This is a genomic window from Arthrobacter sp. USHLN218, from assembly GCF_037144715.1.
GTDB lineage: Bacteria > Actinomycetota > Actinomycetes > Actinomycetales > Micrococcaceae > Crystallibacter.
Genome location: NZ_JBBCYT010000009.1, coordinates 78,841 through 96,037 on the forward strand (window position 1 = coordinate 78,841; position 17,197 = coordinate 96,037).

Annotated in this window: 18 protein-coding genes; 6 read left to right on the forward strand and 12 right to left on the reverse strand. The window is 69.4% G+C overall.

Translation table 11 applies throughout. From position 1 onward, the window contains the following. Positions 1-145 precede the first annotated feature (145 nt). The 3 genes from WFH44_RS18505 to WFH44_RS18515 all read right to left on the reverse strand — a co-directional run bounded on the left by WFH44_RS18505 (position 146) and on the right by WFH44_RS18515 (position 1,733). Positions 146-655, reverse strand: coding sequence for a metallophosphoesterase family protein (locus WFH44_RS18505; protein ID WP_336715709.1), 510 nt, complete (start codon positions 653-655; stop codon positions 146-148). Positions 656-695: 40 nt separating this feature from the next. Then, positions 696-959, reverse strand: coding sequence for an antibiotic biosynthesis monooxygenase family protein (locus WFH44_RS18510; protein ID WP_336715711.1), 264 nt, complete (start codon positions 957-959; stop codon positions 696-698). Between the two features lie 108 nt (positions 960-1,067). Continuing rightward, the gene (locus tag WFH44_RS18515) at positions 1,068-1,733 is read right to left on the reverse strand and encodes a DUF2306 domain-containing protein (protein ID WP_336715713.1); all 666 of its coding nucleotides are present in this window, start codon (positions 1,731-1,733) and stop codon (positions 1,068-1,070) included. Between the two features lie 114 nt (positions 1,734-1,847). Here WFH44_RS18515 and WFH44_RS18520 point away from each other — a divergent pair, with 114 nt between their 5' ends. Continuing rightward, positions 1,848-2,561 (forward strand): TetR/AcrR family transcriptional regulator, encoded by a 714-nt coding sequence (locus tag WFH44_RS18520; RefSeq protein ID WP_336715715.1) that lies wholly within the window; start codon positions 1,848-1,850, stop codon positions 2,559-2,561. Here the strand turns inward: WFH44_RS18520 and WFH44_RS18525 are convergent. Then, positions 2,550-2,996, reverse strand: a complete 447-nt coding sequence (locus WFH44_RS18525; protein WP_336715717.1) for a hypothetical protein — start codon at positions 2,994-2,996, stop codon at positions 2,550-2,552. The genes WFH44_RS18520 and WFH44_RS18525 overlap by 12 nt on opposite strands. A 152-nt stretch (positions 2,997-3,148) precedes the next feature. Here WFH44_RS18525 and WFH44_RS18530 point away from each other — a divergent pair, with 152 nt between their 5' ends. Together WFH44_RS18530 and WFH44_RS18535 are read left to right on the forward strand one after the other, a co-directional pair. Further along, positions 3,149-4,030 carry a DNA-formamidopyrimidine glycosylase family protein gene (locus WFH44_RS18530; protein ID WP_336715719.1) on the forward strand — a complete coding sequence of 294 codons (882 nt, stop codon included), beginning with the start codon at positions 3,149-3,151 and terminating at the stop codon, positions 4,028-4,030. A 73-nt stretch (positions 4,031-4,103) separates the two neighbouring features. Further along, entirely contained in the window at positions 4,104-4,775 is a 672-nt protein-coding gene (locus WFH44_RS18535) for a DNA alkylation repair protein (RefSeq protein ID WP_336715720.1), read from the forward strand. Between the two features lie 67 nt (positions 4,776-4,842). Here the strand turns inward: WFH44_RS18535 and WFH44_RS18540 are convergent, their stop codons facing one another. From WFH44_RS18540 to WFH44_RS18575, 8 genes are all read right to left on the reverse strand, one after another. Next, a complete protein-coding gene (locus WFH44_RS18540) occupies positions 4,843-6,741 on the reverse strand; it encodes an FAD-binding monooxygenase (protein WP_336715722.1) in 1,899 nt (632 codons plus the stop codon). 276 nt (positions 6,742-7,017) lie between these two features. Next, complete coding sequence (locus tag WFH44_RS18545; RefSeq protein ID WP_336715724.1) at positions 7,018-7,800, reverse strand: SDR family oxidoreductase; 783 nt, start codon at positions 7,798-7,800, stop codon at positions 7,018-7,020. Between the two features lie 113 nt (positions 7,801-7,913). Continuing rightward, positions 7,914-8,306, reverse strand: coding sequence for a DUF1801 domain-containing protein (locus WFH44_RS18550; RefSeq protein ID WP_336715725.1), 393 nt, complete (start codon positions 8,304-8,306; stop codon positions 7,914-7,916). A gap of 109 nt (positions 8,307-8,415) precedes the next feature. Next, entirely contained in the window at positions 8,416-9,453 is a 1,038-nt protein-coding gene (locus tag WFH44_RS18555; protein WP_336715729.1) for a hypothetical protein, read from the reverse strand. Positions 9,454-9,590: 137 nt separating this feature from the next. Next, on the reverse strand, positions 9,591-10,076 hold the full coding sequence (locus tag WFH44_RS18560) for an RpiB/LacA/LacB family sugar-phosphate isomerase (RefSeq protein ID WP_336715731.1): 486 nt from the start codon (positions 10,074-10,076) through the stop codon (positions 9,591-9,593). Between the two features lie 10 nt (positions 10,077-10,086). After that, positions 10,087-11,841, reverse strand: a complete 1,755-nt coding sequence (locus WFH44_RS18565; protein ID WP_336715732.1) for a dihydroxyacetone kinase family protein — start codon at positions 11,839-11,841, stop codon at positions 10,087-10,089. 33 nt (positions 11,842-11,874) lie between these two features. Next, complete coding sequence (locus WFH44_RS18570; protein ID WP_336715733.1) at positions 11,875-12,648, reverse strand: SDR family NAD(P)-dependent oxidoreductase; 774 nt, start codon at positions 12,646-12,648, stop codon at positions 11,875-11,877. Between the two features lie 25 nt (positions 12,649-12,673). Continuing rightward, a complete protein-coding gene (locus WFH44_RS18575) occupies positions 12,674-13,501 on the reverse strand; it encodes a sugar phosphate isomerase/epimerase family protein (protein ID WP_336715734.1) in 828 nt (275 codons plus the stop codon). A 213-nt stretch (positions 13,502-13,714) separates the two neighbouring features. Here WFH44_RS18575 and WFH44_RS18580 point away from each other — a divergent pair, with 213 nt between their 5' ends. From WFH44_RS18580 to WFH44_RS18590, 3 genes are all read left to right on the forward strand, one after another. After that, positions 13,715-15,055, forward strand: a complete 1,341-nt coding sequence (locus WFH44_RS18580) for an MFS transporter (RefSeq protein ID WP_336715736.1) — start codon at positions 13,715-13,717, stop codon at positions 15,053-15,055. Positions 15,056-15,278: 223 nt separating this feature from the next. Next, positions 15,279-16,103 carry a transketolase gene (locus tag WFH44_RS18585; RefSeq protein WP_336715847.1) on the forward strand — a complete coding sequence of 275 codons (825 nt, stop codon included), beginning with the start codon at positions 15,279-15,281 and terminating at the stop codon, positions 16,101-16,103. Between the two features lie 65 nt (positions 16,104-16,168). Further along, positions 16,169-17,119 (forward strand): transketolase family protein, encoded by a 951-nt coding sequence (locus tag WFH44_RS18590; RefSeq protein ID WP_336715849.1) that lies wholly within the window; start codon positions 16,169-16,171, stop codon positions 17,117-17,119. Positions 17,120-17,197: the final 78 nt, after the last annotated feature.

Consider the following 17,197-nt stretch of genomic DNA (forward strand, 5'->3'; position numbering starts at 1 on the left):
CGTCCCCAACGGATCGCCGGTCCGCCCCACCGGGCCGACGGTCTATGGTCACGCCGGCACCTTTGGAAGAACTTAGGAGGAACCTTGGAACGGTTAAGCTGCGCTCTGGCTTCCCGGCAGCGCAAGGAGCCGCCGTCGCCCTGGCCTACAGGGTGCGGTCCACCGGCACGAGCCGGACGTCGCGCAGTTCCCCGGCGTCGGCGACGGCCGTGAGGTAGGTGCACGCGGGCTGCCGGCGCCGGTCCGTGGGCGAGCCGGGGTTGAGCAGGCGCAGGCCGGTGGCTGCAGTGGTGTCCCAGGGGATGTGGCTGTGGCCGAAGACCAGCACGTCGGCGTCCGGGAACCGCGCCGCGCAGCGGGCCTCCCGGCCGGCGGCGGCACCGGTCTCGTGGACCATGGCGAAGCGGAGCCCCTCGAGTTCCACGCGCGCGACCTCAGGCAGCCGCGCGCGCAGCTCGCCGCCGTCGTTGTTGCCCCACACGCCCACCAGCCGGCGGGCCCGCGACTCCAGTGCGTCGAGCGTGGTCGCATCCACCCAGTCCCCGGCGTGGAAGACCACGTCGGCGTGGTCGACGGCGGAGAGCACCTGCGCGGGCAGGCGGCGGGCGCGCTTCGGGACATGGGTGTCGGCGAGGAGCAGGATGCGGGTGGCCATGTACGGCATGGTCCCACATGCCGGACCCGCCGGCGGTGGCTTAGGCGGTCACCGCGTTGATCAGCTCGTGTTTCTGCGGGGTGACCTCCACTGGCAGGTGCGGCCGCACGTTGTTGTCGAACCAGTCGTCATGCTGTTCGGCGCTGTCCCAGATTTCGACGACGTTGATCCCGCTTTCGGATTCCCAGGCGTAGTGGGAGACGAAGCCGGGGGTCGACTTGAGCTTGTCGATCAGGACGGCCGCGATCTGGTCATATTGCTCTCGCTTCAGGCCGCTCACCGTGCTGTAGGTCAGGGTAGCCATGCCGGCCTCCTCTTGATGGGGTGCCGGCCGGGCGGACGGGCGCCGCGGACAGGGCCGGCAGGGCCGAATGTACGCTCCCTGGGCCGCCGCCGACAGGGGCGTGTTGCCCTACCTGCGCCGGCGGCGGATGACGTACTCCGCTACCGCGAGATTGATCAGCCACGCCGCCCCCATCAGGAGGGCCCGCGGCAGTTCCGGCGTGGGGCCGAACAGCAGGACCCCGGGCAGGAGCAGGACCACCTGGGTGCCGGCACCGAGGCCGAGCGCGTAGGCGCGCGTCATCCAGTCACCGTGCGCCGCGAAGTCGCGGCGCCGGATCGCGAGGACGCCCAGGACGATGCTGGCGGCCATGGCGGTGCCGACCACCAGGCGGATGGCGAGCAGCAGGTCGCCGTCGCCGGGCGGAAGGACGTAGAAGGCTGCCATCCACAGGCCGGACAGGGCGGTGAGCAGGCCGGCCGGTACCAGAATCCGCCCGGCGATGCGGTGCCAGCCGCGCCGGGTGCGCAAGGCCGGGACGAACTGGAATGCGCCAAGCAGGCAGTAGACGGTCACCGCGACGATGTGCACGACGACCGGGACGGGTGAGGTGAAGAAGCGCTCGTTAGCCGGCGTTACCGGGCCGTCTCCGGCCAGCTCGGCCATCCGCAGCGAGCCCTGGAGCAGCGGAACGAGGCTCAGGAGGATCAGGCCGGCGGGCACGAGCCACTGCGCGCGCTTGCTGGTGACGCCGGGGACGTCGGCGGCGGGCCGGGTTTTGCTGATGGGATTCACGAGAGGTCCTCTGCTGCCGGAGGTGTACGACGTACACCTAGTGGAGATCAACCTAGGTGTACGGCGTACACTTGTCAAGGGCGGCGAGAGTGCCGTTCCGGATAGGGTGGCTAGATGGTTCAGCAGGGCGAAGGCGGGCAGCGGGTGCGGCTGAGCCGGGACCGCGTCCTGCAGGCAGCCGTGGCGCTCGCCGACGAGATCGGCATCGAGGCGGTCAGCATGCGCCGGCTCGCGCAGGAAGTCGGCGTGGTGCCGATGGCGCTCTACAAACACGTCGCGAACAAGGAAGAGCTGCTCGACGGCATGGTGGACCTGCTGGTTGCCGAGATCGATCCGCCGGCCCGGGACGCAGGCTGGAAACGGGCGGTCCGGCTGCGGGTCCTCTCGGCGCGGAGGGCGCTGCTGCGGCATCCGTGGGCGCGGCCGGTGCTCGAATCCCGCGTCAACAAGACACCGGCGGTCCTCGGTTACATGGACTCGTTCATCGGCATGTTCCTTGCCGGGGGCTTCTCCGTCGACCTCACGCACCACGTCATGCACGCCCTCGGCAGCAGGATGTGGGGCTTCACCCAGGAGCTGTTCCAGGAGCCGGCGCCATCTGCGGCGGAGCCGCCGCCCGCCCCGCCCCCGGAAGCCATGGCCGCGATGCTCGAGCAGATGGCGGCCGTGTATCCGAACGTGGCGCGGGTTGCGATGGCCTCGGCGCATGACGAGGGGTCGGTTGTCGGCCCGGGCTGCGACGACCAGTTCGAGTTCGAGTTCGCCCTGGACCTGCTGCTGGACGGTTTCGAGCGGCTGCACGCGCAGGGCTGGAGCTCAAGGTCCTAGTTTGCTTGCGGCGGCCGTCTGTACGAGGAGATTCCTGTGGATCTGCTGCCAGCCTTGGGCGAGATACGAGGAAGCCTTGAAGCCGTCCGCCACGACGCCGATCTTCATCCCGCCGGTCTCCAGCACCAGCGGCGTGTACACCGGCACGGATTGCGAGCAGGCCGCCACGGCGCCCGCCGGATCCTGCGCGGGTTGCGCGACCACGCAGACGCCGTCGGCCGCCGCCGGGTCGGACGGCTTGGCCAGGAAGAGCGCGTGGGAGTCCAGCTCGGCGGCGAACCGGGCGGACGGCCCGTCAATCCCATCCAGGTCCGCCGCGAGTGCGTCCCTGGCCGCGGGTTCCTTATCCAGCGCCGCGATCGGCGATCCGCTGCCGCAGCCCGCCAATCCAAGTCCGGCCGCCACCAGTACCACCGCGCCGACGAACCTCCGCATCCCAACCCCCATGGTGCCGAACCGACAGTGGGCCCAGCCTAATGGCACCATGTGAGGGGCGCACGGAGGCTTGCCGGCCCAGAAAGGTGGGTGCCGCCGTCGTTCGCAGTGGTTTCACAGACTAGGGGCGAGCCGGCCGCTACAGTTGGGGCATGCCCGAGATGCCCGAAGTGCAGGGACTCGTCGACTTCCTGCGGCTGAAGCTCCTTCCGCCCGATGCTCCGGCGGCCGTGGTCGACGATGTCGAGGTGCTGTCCTTCTCAGTGCTGAAGACGGCGAACGTCCCGCTGGACCTACTGGGCGCGGGGCCGGTGTCGGAGGTGGAACGCCGGGGCAAGTTCATTGTCATCACTGCGGGCGGCGCTCACCTGGTGATGCATCTGGCCAAGGCCGGCTGGCTTCGTTGGTCGGACGGGCTGAAGCCGGGGCGGCTGCGGCCCGGCAAGGGGCCGATCGCGCTGCGCGTGCGGTTCGCGGCGGATGCTGACGAGAAGCCGGGATTCGACCTGACCGAGGCCGGCACCAAGAAATCCCTCGCGGCCTACGTCGTCAAGGACCCGGCCGAGGTCCCGGGCATTGCCCGGCTGGGGCCGGACGCGCTCGACGTCGACCAGGATGCCTTCGCGCGGCTCGTCGGGTCGCACTCGAGCCAGATCAAGGGGCTGCTGCGGGACCAGTCGGTGCTCGCCGGGATCGGGAACGCCTACAGCGACGAGATTCTGCATGCGGCGCATCTCTCGCCCTTCGCCAACGCCTCGAAGCTCGGGGATGACGAGGTGCGGCGGCTGTTCGAGGCCATGCGGGACACGCTGGAGGCCGCGATCGCGGGGGCCTCGGGCCGGCCGGCGGCGGAGCTGAAGGACTCCAAACGGAAGGCGATGCGCGTGCACGGCCGCACGGGCCAGGCCTGCCCGGTCTGCGGTGACGAGGTCCGGGAGGTCTCCTTCGCCGACTCGTCGCTGCAGTACTGCCCGACCTGCCAGACCGGCGGCAAGCTGCTGGCGGACCGGCGGACGTCCAAGTTCCTCAAATGAGCCGGCGGTTGGGCGCCCCTTCCGGGAGTGAATAGGCTGGAGCCCGTACAACGGACTATGGGGGAGGGGCGGGATGCCGGAGACGAACGCGGCCGAGGTGATGGCGGAGCTGGCCACGCTTGAGGACCCGAAGATGCGCGAGGCAAATGAAAAGCGCGGCGACGACCACGGGGTGAACCTGTCCAAGCTGCGCTCGGTCGCCAAGCGGCTCAGGACACAGCAGGACCTCGCCCGCGAACTGTGGGCGACCAACGATACCGCCGCGCGGCTGCTTGCCCTTCTGATCTGCCGCCCCAAGGCGTTCGGCCGCGGCGACTTGGACGCCATGCTGCGCGAGGCCCGGGCGCCCAAGGTGCATGACTGGCTCGTGAACTACGTGGTGAAGAAGAGCCCGCACGCCGAAGAGCTGCGGGTGGCCTGGTCCGCGGACGCGGACCCCGTTGTCGCCAGCGCCGGCTGGGCCCTCACCACCGAGCGGGTCGCGAAGCAGCCCGAGGGGCTGGACCTCGACGGCCTCCTCGACACCATCGAGGCGGAGATGAAGGACGCGCCGGACCGCCTGCAGTGGGCCATGAACCATACCCTCGCGCAGATCGGCATCGAGCATCCCGGGCACCGCGCCCGCGCCCTTGAAATCGGCGAACGCCTGGGAGTACTCAAGGACTACCCGACGCCGCCCAACTGCACCTCCCCGTACGCACCCGCCTGGATCAACGAGATGGTCAGCCGGCGAGGGGGCGCTTAGGGGCGCATAAAGAAGGAGGACGACGGCGGCACCCGGGTGCCGCCGTCGTCCTCCCTTTAGCGGTGGATCAGTGCTGGGGCTGGCGGGCCTGCAGCAGCGGCGCGAAGAACGCGGCCAGCTCGTCCTTCGCGGTCAGCGGCAGGACGTTCGCCACGTACTGGTCCGGGCGGACCACCACGACGACGCCGTTGCGGTCCAGGCCGCGGGCATCGAAGATGTCGTCGCCCGGGACGATGCCATAGACCTTCTGCAGGTCGTTCAGCTTGAACGGGCCGACCTCCGGCTTGAACACCGCAGGGACGGCGTTGATGTCGATGCCCTCGTGGGGCTGCTGGTAGATGACCTTGACGTCGAACCACGCGTCGTCGTCACCGCCCTGCGGCTGGGCCGCCAGCGGGGAATCCTGCGAGGTGGCGAGCCACTCGGCGAGCTCGGCGGTGGGGGAGGCCGCGCCGGGCGCCGCCGGGTCAGCAAAGACGTAGATGCGCCAGCGGCCGTCGGCAGAGGCCTGGTGTCCCAGGTGCAGCGGGTTGGTGTCGGCGACGCGGCTGGCCACGGCGGACTTGAAGCGCTTGCCGATCGGGAAGCCGGTGGCGAGCGACTGGTGCTTGGCCTCGCCGACGATCAGCGACGGCGTGTACTCGGTCATGAACCCGGCCGGGAACTCGGCGGTGCGCACGTAGAAGTCTTCGAGCTCCGAGGGATCCTCGAACTCCTCGGGCTTCTTGGCCATCATGGTGGACCAGGTCTTGTCGAAGTCGATGAGGTTCTTCGCGACGACCTGGCGCTCGGCCGAGTAGGTGGAGAGCAGCGACTCGGGGCTGCGGCCCTCGAGGACGTGCCCCAGCTTCCAGGCGATGTTGAAGCCGTCCTGCATGGAGACGTTCATGCCCTGGCCGGCCTTCGCGGAGTGCGTGTGGCAGGCGTCGCCGGTGATGAACACGCGCGGCGTGCGGGTGCCCAGCTGCTCGGGAACGACATCGTCGAAGCGGTCGGTGAGCCGGTGCCCGACCTCGTAGACGCTGTGCCACGCGACATCGCGCACCTCGACGGTGTACGGGTGCATGATCTCGTTGGCCTTGCGGATGATGGTCTCGATCGAGGTCTTGCGGATGGCGCCGTGGTCGTTCTCCGGGACAACCCCGAGGTCAACGTACATGCGGAACAGGTGCCCGCCCTCGCGCGGAATGAGCAGGATGCTGCCGCCGTCGTGGGACTGGATGGCGCACTTGAGGCGGATGTCCGGGAAGTCGGTCTTGGCCACGACGTCCATGACGCCCCACGCGTGGTTGGCCTGGTCGCCGGCCATGGTGCAGCCGATCGAGGCGCGGACCTTGCTGCGCGCGCCGTCGGAACCGATGACGTACTTGGCGTGCACGATCTTCTCCGTGCCCTCGTCCGGGCCGGCGCTGCGCACCAGGCTGACCTTGACCGGGTACTCGCCCTCGTCGGCGACCTCCAGCGTCTGGAAGTCCCAGCCGTAGTCCGGCTTCAGGCGGGTGGGGGACTGGGCGGCCACGCGGGCGAAGTAGTCGAGGACGCGGGCCTGGTTGACGATCAGGTGCTTGAACTCGCTGATGCCGGCCTCGTCGTCCTTGGCGCGGCCGCCGCGGATGATGTTCTTCGGGGTCTCCGGATCCGGGCGCCAGAACGCCATCTCGGTGATCCAGTACGCCTCGGCGGTGATCTCCTCGGCGAAGCCGAAGGCCTGGAACGTCTCGACGCTGCGGGCCTGGATGCCGTCCGCCTGCCCGATCTCCAGCCGGCCCGGCCGGCGCTCGATGATGCGGGTGGTGATGTCCGGGAACTGGGCGAGCTGCGCGGCGGCGAGCATGCCCGCGGGGCCGGAGCCAACAATCAGGACGTCGACCTCGGAGGGCAGTTCCTCGGGGCGATTGATGCCGACGCCGGCGGCCGGTTGGATGCGCGGGTCACCGGATACGTAACCGTGGTGGTGGAACTGCACGGGCTTTCCTCACTTCATTCTGCTGTTAGCGGCCATCTGGCGTGTGTTCGTTATCGGAATGCTCGGTTCGATAATCGAATAACGTGTGCTAAGACACTGTACGACAAACATGACGCAGGTAACAACTGTGACTTTCGGCTTTTTGGGCCGCGGAGACGTGCGCGGCGGGGCGGCGTGAGGGGCCGCCGAAACGGCAGCGGGCGGAGGCGACCTTTCGCCTCCGCCCGCTGGCACCGCCGTCGTTAGCTTTCGGCAACGACGGCGGATGGGGTGCCTTTAGTACTTGTAGGACTGGCCGCCGTCGATCGGGATGACCGCGGCGTTGATGAAGCCGGCGTCGCCGGAGAGCAGGAAGGCGACGAGCTGGCCGACCTCCTCGGGCTTGCCGAAGCGCTTCATCGGGTTGGGCTGCACGAACTGCTTGCCGACCTCTTCCCAGTTCTCCGGATCCATCTGCTTGAGCGAGCCCTCGACCATCGGGGTCATGATGGCGCCCGGGGCGATGGCGTTGACCTGCACGCCGTACTGGCCGTACTCGATGCCGGAGTTGCGGGTGAGGCCGACGACACCGTGCTTGGAGGCGGCGTAGCCGGACTGGTTGCCGACGCCGCGGATGCCGCCGACCGAGGCGGTGTTGACGACGGCGCCGGAGCCCTGTTCCTTCATGACCTTCAGGACGTGCTTGAGGCCGAAGAAGACGCCGTTGAGGTTGACGGAAACGACCTTGGCGAATTCGTCGGAGCCGAAGTCTTCGGTGGGATTCTGCTTGCCCTCGATGCCTGCGTTGTTGAAGAAGCCGTCGATGCGGCCGAAGCGCTTCACGGCCTCGGCGACGTAGTTTTGCACCTGCGCTTCGTCTGCGACGTTGGCCGTGACGGTCTGGATTTCGGCGTCCGGTGCGGCGGCTTGGATCTCCTCGACCGTCTCCTTCAGTCCGGTCTCGTTGAGGTCGACCAGGGTCAGGCGGCCCTCTTCCTTCGCGACCTGGAGCGCGGCCGCCCGGCCGAGCCCGGAACCTGCGCCGGTGATGATGACTGACTTACCTGAGAACCTCTGCATGATTTGCCCTCTCGTAGTGACGTGACCGGCCACGATGCCGGTGCTTATGCAAACGCATGGAGTCTTGAGCGCATTCCGCCGCGGCGTGTGATGTCAGGTACAGGCGGGCCGGACTACCGGGCGCGCGGCTGCCTGGCCCGGGCCGGCTTGGCGCGGTTCCGCTCGATGGCCGCACGGACCAAATCCTTGAAGGCGGCCTCGTTGAGGGTGTCGCCCTGCGCCAGTTCATAGGAGCGGCGCTGGTTGCCGTTGAGCTCGCCGTTGAACAGTCCCGCGGGGTCCTCCAGCGAGGCGCCGTACATGAATCCCAGCTTCACCTTGGTCTTGAAGATGTTCCCGACGATGAGCGGGCCGTCGAGCTCCCAGACGGGGGCGCCCATGTACTTCCATTCCTCGATGATCTCCGGGTCCACCTCCAGGATCATGCGCCGGGCATCGGCGAGGGTTTCTCCGCGCCAGTCGGGATGGGCGGAGATCAGGGCATCGATATATTCGCTGGGTTCCATGGCAGCCAGCCTACGCACAGCGGGCCGCGGCTTCTTCTCGATTCCTGACCGGTTTGCTTCCCGGCCGGCGTGCCGGCGGCCCGGGAAGCGCCAGCCGCCGGCAGCCTGCTTACTTGGTGCGGGCGTAGGGGAAGCGCTCCCAGCTGAGGACCTCGCCGGTGGCGGCGTTCGGGGCGACGGTGAAGCGCATCCACTCGTTCGACGTGGCGGCGCCCTCGACGGTGACGCGGTCCAGGTTCCCGAGCGGCTGCTGTCCGTAGACCTCGAGCCAAGGCGAGTCGGCCGCCAGCGGCTGGTCGGCGTTGTAGGTGTGGCTGTCGCCGTTGATCAGGTAGACGGGGCCGTCGAAGGACCGCGCGCCGGCGGCGAGGGCGTCGACGATCGGGCGGAAGCCGGACACCTGATCCGGGTTCTCCTCCACGCCGTTGGCCAGCTGGGAGGGGTCGAACATGTCCGCCTGGGTCACGACGACGACGGCGCGGGCGTTGGTGCGCCGGGCGCCGGCGAAGGTCTCCTGCAGCTGGGTGACGTCCGCGGCGGTGCGGGTGGCGACCTCGTCGAGCTGCTCGTTGGTGGCTTCGGTGAGTCCGAGGCCGCTCCACGGCGCGAGCGAGTTGTTGGAGCCCTGGGTGTTGATGACGGAGAAGGCGACGCGGTTCTTCCCGAAGGTGACGTTCTCCGGCAGGCCCAGATCCGCCTGGGAATCCACCGGCATGGTGCCGCCGAGGGTCTTGCCCGGGTTGGCGAAGAACATTCCGCGCAGGGTGTCCAGGCGTTCCAGCGGGTTGTAGGAGCCGTTGTTGGCCCGGTGGCAGTCGACCCACTCGTTGTCGCCCGGCGTGTAGACCAGCGGGGCCTCGAAACGGTCGAACTGCTCTTTGATGTTGGCGAAGTACTCGTCGGTGCACTGCGCGGAGCCGGCCTTGATGTCCCCGACGTGGGCGACAAAGCGCAGGTCGTCCTGCTGGTTGAGTTCGGAGACCATCCCCGGAAACTGGGCGACCTGGGCTTCGCCGTAGGGGACGTCGCCGATGACGCCGAAGGTGTAGGCGTCATCGGCGGAGGCCAGCGCCGGCGCCGCCGCCGCGAAGGAGGCGGTGGCGGCGATGGCCAGGGCGGAGGCGCCGGCGAGCAAGCGGGACTTCATGGTGTGCTCCTGCGAGTGGTTCGAGGGGTGACACCATGAAGGTAGGCGGGCGGGGTGGACGGACGGAGGCTCTCGGGTGGCCGAAGGGTTAACCGTTCCGCCGCCGTCGTCCTAGGCCGGTGCCTCAGGCCGGCGCCTCAGGCACCGCCTGCGACTGCGGCCGCCCCCTCGAAGTCCTCGAGCACCTGGACCTTCGCCGCCGAGGCGGAGGATGGATCAAAGGTGTAGCCGATCCACTCCTTGGCCAGCCGGCGGGCAAGTTCGAGGCCGATGACGCGCTGGCCCATGGTGAGGATCTGGCAGTTGTTCGAGAGCACGGAGCGCTCCACCGAGAAGGAGTCGTGCGCGGTGGCCGCGCGGATGCCCTCGACCTTGTTGGCGGAGATGGCCACGCCCAGGCCGGTGCCGCAGAACAGGATGGCGCGGTCGGCGCGGCCGTCGCGGATCAGTTCGCCGGCGGTAATCCCGATGTACGGGTAGGGCTTGTTGAAGTCCTCGTCGGCGCGGTTGACGCCGATGTCGATGATTTCGCCGACGCGCGGGTCCTGCCGCAGGTCGGCCAGGATCTGGTCCTTGTAGTCGACGCCGGCTTCGTCCGAGCCGAGGATGAGTCGCAGTGCCATGGGGGTGTCCTTACTTGGTTTGCGCGTTGGTGGTGGTGAAGCGGTCGACGACGGCGGCGGCCACCATCGCGAGGGAGGTGGCGCCCGGGTCGGGGGTGCCGATGCTCTTTTCCGCCAGCGGCCTGGCGCGGCCCTTCTTCGGGATGAAGGCCGCCGTAGCCTCGGCGGCGGAGGCGGCCTCGCGGGCGGCTTCGTGCCAGGCGGCCTGCGGAGCGGCGCCGTTGCCGGTGGCATCAACCAGGGTGCGGACGAGCGGCAGCAGGGCGTCCACGAGGGTCTTGTCGCCGGGTTCGGCCTTGCCCAGGGTGAGGATCCGGTCCGTGAAGGCCTGGGCCGCGGCGACGAGCCCGGCCGGTGAGGGGGCCGCCTCGTCGCCGAGGCTTTCGCCGGCGGCCCGCAGGCCCGCGCCCCACAGGACGCCGGAGGTGCCGCCTGCCTTGGACGCCCACGCGTCGCCCGCGGTGGCCAGCATGGTTCCGGCCCCCGCGCCGTTGTCGAGGGCGAGGACGGCGGCGTCGAACGCGGCGTCGATGCCGCGGACCATGCCGCGGCCGTGGTCGCCGTCGCCCGCAATGGCGTCCATGTCCCCGAGCTTGGATTCAGCCTCGTGGAGCGTCAGCCGAGCGGTTTCCAGCGCGGACATGCAGTGCTGCGCGAACCGCCGGGATTCCTCGGAGGAGGCGGGGACCGGGGCGGGCGAAGCCTGCGCTTCGTCCGGCGCCGCCTCGGCAGCGTCCGCACTTTCGCCGCCCGCGGCTGCCGCGCCGGCCAGCGAGCCGCGCCGGAAGGCGGGGGTCTCCGCGGGGGCGGCCCAGAGCTGTTCGAGTTCGTCGTCCAGCCAGGTGACCGTGAGCGAGACGCCCGCCATGTCGAGGGAGGTCACGAGCTCGCCGACCTCGGGCAGGACCAGGGTATGGCCGGCCTCGCGGAGCAGCGCCGAGACGGTGCGCCACAGCACGAAGAGTTCCTCATGCTTGGTGGAGCCGAGGCCGTTGAGGATGACGGCGAGCCGGGCGCCGCCCTCGACGGGGGCCTCGGCCAGCACGCGCCCGACCAGTTCCCGGGCCAACTCCGCGGCGGAGGGCAGTTCGGTGTCGCGCAGCCCGGGTTCGCCGTGGATCCCGAGCCCGAGGCCCATCTGCCCGTCCGCGACCGTGAACAGCGGGGCGTCCGCGCCGGGGAAGGTGCAGCCGGCGAAGGCGGTGCCCATGGTGCGGGTCAGGCTGTTGGTCTTGCGCCCCAGCCGGACCACATCGTCGAAGCCCGCCCCGGCCTCGGCGGCGGCGCCCATGACCTTGAAGACCGTGAAGTCGCCGGCGATGCCGCGGCGCTTGTCGGCCTCGCCCGCCGCCGCGGACGCGATGTCGTCCGTGACGATGACGTTCTCCACCGGGATGCCCTCGGCCGCCAGCCGCTCGGTGGCGAGGCCGAAGTTCATTACGTCGCCGGCGTAGTTGCCGTAGGTGAAGACGACGCCGCCGCCGGACTCGGCGGCCCTGGCCACGGAGTAGGCCTGCTGCGCGGACGGCGAGGTGAAGATGTTGCCCACCACGGCGCCGTCGGCAAAGCCCGGCCCGATCAGCCCGGCGAAGGCCGGGTAGTGGCCCGAGCCGCCGCCGGGAATGACGGCTACCTTCGGCTGCGCCGGGCGGTGCCGGCGGACGGCCCCGCCGTCGACCTGGCGCACCAGGTTCGGGTGGAGCTCGCAGAAGCCCTGCAGGGCCTCCTCGGCAAAGACGGCCGGGTCATTGAAGATTCTGGTCATGGGAGTTCTTTCGGTCTGGGGAGCCGGAACCGGCTAGTGCAGGTGGCTTCCGCCGTTGATGTCGAACGTGGCGCCGGTCAGGTAGGCGGCGTCCTGGCTGGAGAGGAAGGTGATGACGGCGGCGACTTCCTCGGTGGTGGCGGTGCGGCCGAGCGGGACGTCGGCCGCGATGGCTGCCTCCAGCTCGGGGGTGGTGCCGACGCGGATGTTCGTGTCGACGGCGCCGGGCGTGACCGCGTTGACGGTGACGCCGCTGTCGCCCAGCTCGCGGGCCAGCGCCTTGGTGAAGCCGAGGATGGCTGCCTTGGCGGAGGAGTAGGGAACCTTGCCGAACACGCCGCCGCCGCGCTGCGCGGAGACCGAGGACATGTTGACGATGCGGCCCCACTTGTTCTCCAGCATCGCGGGCAGGAAGGCCTTCGTGACCAGGTAGGTGCCGGTGGCGTTGACGGCCATGACCTTGTTCCAGAGGTCGAGCGTGGTCTCCAGGAACGGCACGGGCGAGGTGATGCCGGCGATGTTGGCCAGCGCCCCCACGGGAGGCAGGTTGCCGGCCCGGACTTCGGCCTCGACCGCGGCCTGGGCGGCGGCCACGGACGCTTCGCTGGTGACGTCGATTTCGTGGCCGAAGGCCGGGACGTTCAGCTCGTTGCCGATCGCGCGGGCGACCTTCGCGGACTTCTCGCCGTCGAGGTCGAGGATGACGATGGCCCAGCCCTCGCGGGCATAGCGGCGGGCGGTGGCCTCGCCGATGCCGCGCTCGGACGTGGCGCCGGTGACGACGGCGGTGCGCTGGATGGTGGTCATGGTGTCTCCTTGGGTTGTTGCGTTGCTAGATGAGGTCCGAGATGAAGGCGGCCGCCGCTGCGGCTGCCGCCGGGCGTTCGTCGTGGTCGACGTCGCGGGTTTCGAGTTCCAGGGAAAAGTGGCCGGTGTAGCCCTTGTCCGCCAGCGACTTCAGGCCGGCCGCGAAGTCCGCCTGGCCGTTGCCGATGCTGAGGTTGATGTTTCCGGGGACGGCGTCGCGCAGGTGGACGTGGGCGATGCGCCCATGGAAGCGCTCCACGAAGTCCTCGGGGCTGCCGCCGGAGGCGACGATGTGGCTGAAATCCATGACGACCTGCACTTCCGTGCCGGCGAGCCGGTCGGTCAGCTGCTGGGCGCGTTCGGTGTCGTGGCAGAGGCGGAAGAAGTGCAGGGATTCGGTCCAGAGTCCGACGCCGGCCTCCGCCGCACGCTCGCCGGCTGCGGCGAGTTCTGCGGCGACGAGGTCGAGGTCCTGGTCCAGGGTGCTGACGGGGGTGTTGTCCAGCGCGCCGCACGGCAGTACCAGCGCCTCCGCGGCGGTCTGCCCCGCGAGGGCGAGCAGCATGTCCAGGTGCCGGGAGCGCTGCGCCCGCTCTTCGGCGGAGAGCCGGCGGTTCAGGTCGCCGATGTCGCCGTTGATGGAGCGCACGCGCAGCCCGGAGGCGGCGACGGTCGCTGCGACGGCGGTGACCGCCTGCTCGTCGAGGACGTAGGGCACGTGGTCGCACACGCCCGGCAGGGCGCCGAGATCGATCTCGGTGAAGCCGAGGCCGGCGATGGTGGCCAGCGCCGTGGCCAGGTCCTGGTGCCGGAAGCTGATGGTGGAGCAGCCCAGCCGCGGATGGAAGGTCATGGGTTCCCTTTAGGAAGTCGGAACGGGTGGAGCAATGTTGTGACGCGAACCACGTTAGAGCAGTTGACTGTTGACAGTCAACGGTTGAAGAAATTTTCTGTCGACTGTTGACAGAGGCGAGTGGCGCGGCTCACACTGATTGGCATATCCTGTTGACTGTCAACAGTGACGGAGGTTCCTCCAGCCTCCGCCATCGCTTCGAAAGGTAATTCGATGAGCAACGAAGCCCTGACAATGCGCGGCCCCGTTCACGGCACAAAGGACGCCAAGCGCGTCGCCATCGGCTCCGGTGTCGGCGCCGTTATCGAAACGTACGACTTCATTGGTTTCGGCACCGCCGCGGCCCTGTACTTCGGCACCGCCTTCTTCCCCGGCGGCGACCCCCTCACCGGAACCCTGGCAGCGTTCGCGACCCTCGGCGTCGGCTTCGCGGCCCGCCCGCTGGGCGGCATCATCGGCGGGCACCTCGGCGACCGGATCGGACGCAAGCCGGTGCTGGTCTCCTCGCTGATCCTCATGGGCCTGGCCACGTTCGCCATCGGCCTGCTGCCGACCTACGCGCAGGTCGGCCTCCTGGCTCCGGCGCTGCTGGTCACCGTCCGCGTCATCCAGGGCCTGGCCTTCGGCGCCGAGTGGGGCGGGGCCATCCTGATGAGCTACGAGCATGCGCCCTGGAAGCAGAAGGGCAAGTACACCGGCATCGTGCAGGCCGGCTTCCCGGTGGGCCTGCTCCTGGCCAACCTCGTCTTCCTCTTCAGCGTGCATCTGGGCAACGAGTGGGCCTGGCGCGTGCCGTTCCTGGCCAGCATAATCCTGGTCGCGGTCGGCCTGATCATCCGCTCCAAGGTGCCCGAGTCCCCGGTCTTCGAGGACGTCAAGGAACACGGCGACATCGTGAAGTCCCCGATCGTCGAGGTCATCCGCGACGACTGGCGCAACATCGTGCGCGGCATCGGCCTGCGCATCGCGGAGACCGCCGGTTACGCCGTCTCCGTCACCTACATGATTTCCTACCTGCACAACTCCGAGCTGGCCGACAAGACCCAGACCCTGGTCGCGCTGTGCATCGCCTCCGGCATCGGCATCTTCGCCACCATGGCCTGGGGCCGGCTGACGGACAAGGTGGGCCGCCGCCCGGTCTACATCGCCTCCACCGCGTTCGCCGTCCTCTTCGGCGTCCCGATGTTCCTGCTGGTCAACACGGGCCTGTTCCTCTTCATCATCGCCACCATCGTGATCTCCTACGCGGTCTGCCAGAACTCGCTGGCCGGCGCCCAGGGCGCCTGGTTCCCCGAGCTGTTCCAGGCCAAGACCCGCTCGTCGGGCGCCTCGCTGGCCTACCAGATCTCGGCCATGGTCTCCGGCTTCACCCCCTTCATCACCACCCTGCTGTTCGTGGCCCTGGGCTGGGTCGGACCGGCGCTGCTGTTCAGCCTCTACGGCGCCATCGGCCTGTGGGCCGCGCTGGCAACCCGCGAAACCTGGGGCCCCCGGGAGCGCCGCCTGGCCGCGGAGGCCGCGGCGACCACCAAGCCGGCCAAAGTGACCGCCTGAATCCGGACCCGAAGGCGCAACCGCCAGGTCCTCCAGGACCGGTAAGCCGCCCGATCTTCCTCAACCCGAGCCGTGCCGGGGCGGGACCTCCCGCCCGCCCCGGCGCCACGCCGTCGTACTTTTCCCGAAAGGAAATCCTGTGACCATCACCGAAACCGTCCGCGCTCCCGAGGCTGCGTCATTGCAGGAACGGGTGGCACGCGTCGAAGCCGCGGCCTACCGGATGCGCCACCACGTGCTGAACATGGGCGAGGCGCAGGGGCAGGGCTACGTGGGCCAGGCGCTCGACGCGGCCGACGTCCTCGCCGCGGTCTACGCCGACCAGCTGCGCTACCGGCCCGAGGACCCGGAGTGGGGGGAGCGGGACCGCTTCCTGCTCTCCACCGGCCACTACGCGATCGGCCACTACGCCGCGCTGGCGGAGGCCGGGATCGTCCCGGTCGACGAGCTGGAGACATACGGCTCGGACGATTCGCGGCTGCCGATGTCCGGCATGTCCACCTACACACCCGGGATGGAAATCTCCGGCGGCTCGCTCGGGCACGGCCTGACCATCGCCGTGGGCACCGCGCTGGGCCTGCGCCTGCAGGGCTCCGGCGCCCGCGTGTTCAACTTCCTCTCCGACGGGGAGCTGGACGAGGGCTCCACCTGGGAGGCCGCGATGGGCGCGCACCACCACCAGCTGGGCAACCTGACCGCGATCGTGGACATCAACGCCCTGCAGGCCGACGGCAAGACGGACGCCGTGCTGCGCACCGAGCCGGTGCTGGACAAGTGGGCGGCGTGCGGCTGGTTCGTCCAGCGCGTGGACGGCAACGACGTCGGGGCCCTGCTGGCCGCATTCGACGCGGCCGCCGCCAAAGCCGAGGCCGAGGGCAAGCCGTCGGTCATCCTGTGCGACACCAAGGTGGGCCGCGGCGTGCCGCTGCTCGAAGACCGGGAGAAGGCGCACTTCATGCGCATCGATGAACACGAATGGCAGATCTGCCGCGAGCAGCTGACCGCCGGGTACGAAGCCCGCACCGCATCTGAAGGAGAATCCAAGTGACCGCGACCACTGCTGCCGGACCCACCGTGAAGACCGCGCCGAAGCCGAAGCTGAAGACCTCGGCCATGATCGCTTCCTTCGCCGACCCGGGCCAGAAGACCAGCCCGGCTCCGTTCGGCCACGCCCTGGTCAAGGCCGCGCAGGAGAACGAGAAGATCGTCGGGCTCACCGCCGACCTGGGCAAGTACACGGACATGCACATCTTCGCCAAGGCCTTCCCGGAGCGGTTCTTCCAGATGGGCATGGCCGAGCAGCTGCTCTTCGGCGCGGCCGCCGGCATGGCGCAGACCGGGCTGGTCCCGTTCGCCTCGACCTACTCGGTCTTCGCCGCGCGCCGGGCCTACGACTTCCTCTGCCTGGACGCCGCGGAGCCGAACCTGAACGTGAACATCGTCGGCGGGCTGCCCGGCCTGACCACCGGCTACGGGCCCTCGCACCAGGCCACCGAGGACATGGCGATCTTCCGCGGCATGCCGAACCTGACCATCGTGGACCCCTGCGACTCGGTGGACATTGAACAGGCGGTGCCGCAGCTCGCCGCGAGCGAGGGGCCGACCTACCTGCGCCTGCTGCGCGGCAACGTGCCCACCGTGCTGGACGAGTACGACTACACATTCGAACTCGGCAAGGCCAAGGTGCTGCGCGGCGGCAACGACGTGGTCTTCGTCTCCAGCGGGCTCATGACCATGCGGGCGCTGCAGGCAGCCAAGGAACTCGCCGCGCACAACGTCGACGTCGCCGTGGTCCACACGCCGACCATCAAGCCGTTCGACGCCGAGACCGTCCTAGGCGAAATCAACACCGACCGGCTGGCGGTGACCCTGGAGAACCACACCGTGGTCGGCGGCCTGTTCGAAACCGTCGCCGCAGCCGCCGCCCGCGCCGGGGTCGCCAAGCGCATCCTGCCCGTGGCCCTGCCCGACGAGTTCCTGCACGCCGGCGCCCTGCCGACCCTGCACGAACGCTACGGACTCTCCGTCGACCGGATCGTCGCGGCCGTCCTCGGCGCACTCTAGCGGGCACGGCATGGAGCTCGCACCGGCGACAGCCGTCCGACCGACTGTTAACATGGCAACTGTCAACAGTCTTGCTTC

What these genes read in the sequence shown, in the direction of transcription:
- WFH44_RS18555 (WP_336715729.1), bottom strand. Translation starts at nt 9,453, where the DNA reads ATGAAGTCCCGCTTGCTCGCCGGCGCCTCCGCCCTGGCCATCGCCGCC.
- WFH44_RS18520 (WP_336715715.1), top strand. Translation starts at nt 1,848, where the DNA reads ATGGTTCAGCAGGGCGAAGGCGGGCAGCGGGTGCGGCTGAGCCGGGAC.
- WFH44_RS18550 (WP_336715725.1), bottom strand. Translation starts at nt 8,306, where the DNA reads ATGGAACCCAGCGAATATATCGATGCCCTGATCTCCGCCCATCCCGAC.
- WFH44_RS18580 (WP_336715736.1), top strand. Translation starts at nt 13,715, where the DNA reads ATGAGCAACGAAGCCCTGACAATGCGCGGCCCCGTTCACGGCACAAAG.
- WFH44_RS18525 (WP_336715717.1), bottom strand. Translation starts at nt 2,996, where the DNA reads ATGCGGAGGTTCGTCGGCGCGGTGGTACTGGTGGCGGCCGGACTTGGA.
- WFH44_RS18590 (WP_336715849.1), top strand. Translation starts at nt 16,169, where the DNA reads ATGATCGCTTCCTTCGCCGACCCGGGCCAGAAGACCAGCCCGGCTCCG.
- WFH44_RS18575 (WP_336715734.1), bottom strand. Translation starts at nt 13,501, where the DNA reads ATGACCTTCCATCCGCGGCTGGGCTGCTCCACCATCAGCTTCCGGCAC.
- WFH44_RS18505 (WP_336715709.1), bottom strand. Translation starts at nt 655, where the DNA reads ATGGCCACCCGCATCCTGCTCCTCGCCGACACCCATGTCCCGAAGCGC.
- WFH44_RS18570 (WP_336715733.1), bottom strand. Translation starts at nt 12,648, where the DNA reads ATGACCACCATCCAGCGCACCGCCGTCGTCACCGGCGCCACGTCCGAG.
- WFH44_RS18565 (WP_336715732.1), bottom strand. Translation starts at nt 11,841, where the DNA reads ATGACCAGAATCTTCAATGACCCGGCCGTCTTTGCCGAGGAGGCCCTG.
- WFH44_RS18510 (WP_336715711.1), bottom strand. Translation starts at nt 959, where the DNA reads ATGGCTACCCTGACCTACAGCACGGTGAGCGGCCTGAAGCGAGAGCAA.
- WFH44_RS18585 (WP_336715847.1), top strand. Translation starts at nt 15,279, where the DNA reads ATGCGCCACCACGTGCTGAACATGGGCGAGGCGCAGGGGCAGGGCTAC.
- WFH44_RS18535 (WP_336715720.1), top strand. Translation starts at nt 4,104, where the DNA reads ATGCCGGAGACGAACGCGGCCGAGGTGATGGCGGAGCTGGCCACGCTT.
- WFH44_RS18560 (WP_336715731.1), bottom strand. Translation starts at nt 10,076, where the DNA reads ATGGCACTGCGACTCATCCTCGGCTCGGACGAAGCCGGCGTCGACTAC.
- WFH44_RS18530 (WP_336715719.1), top strand. Translation starts at nt 3,149, where the DNA reads ATGCCCGAGATGCCCGAAGTGCAGGGACTCGTCGACTTCCTGCGGCTG.
- WFH44_RS18545 (WP_336715724.1), bottom strand. Translation starts at nt 7,800, where the DNA reads ATGCAGAGGTTCTCAGGTAAGTCAGTCATCATCACCGGCGCAGGTTCC.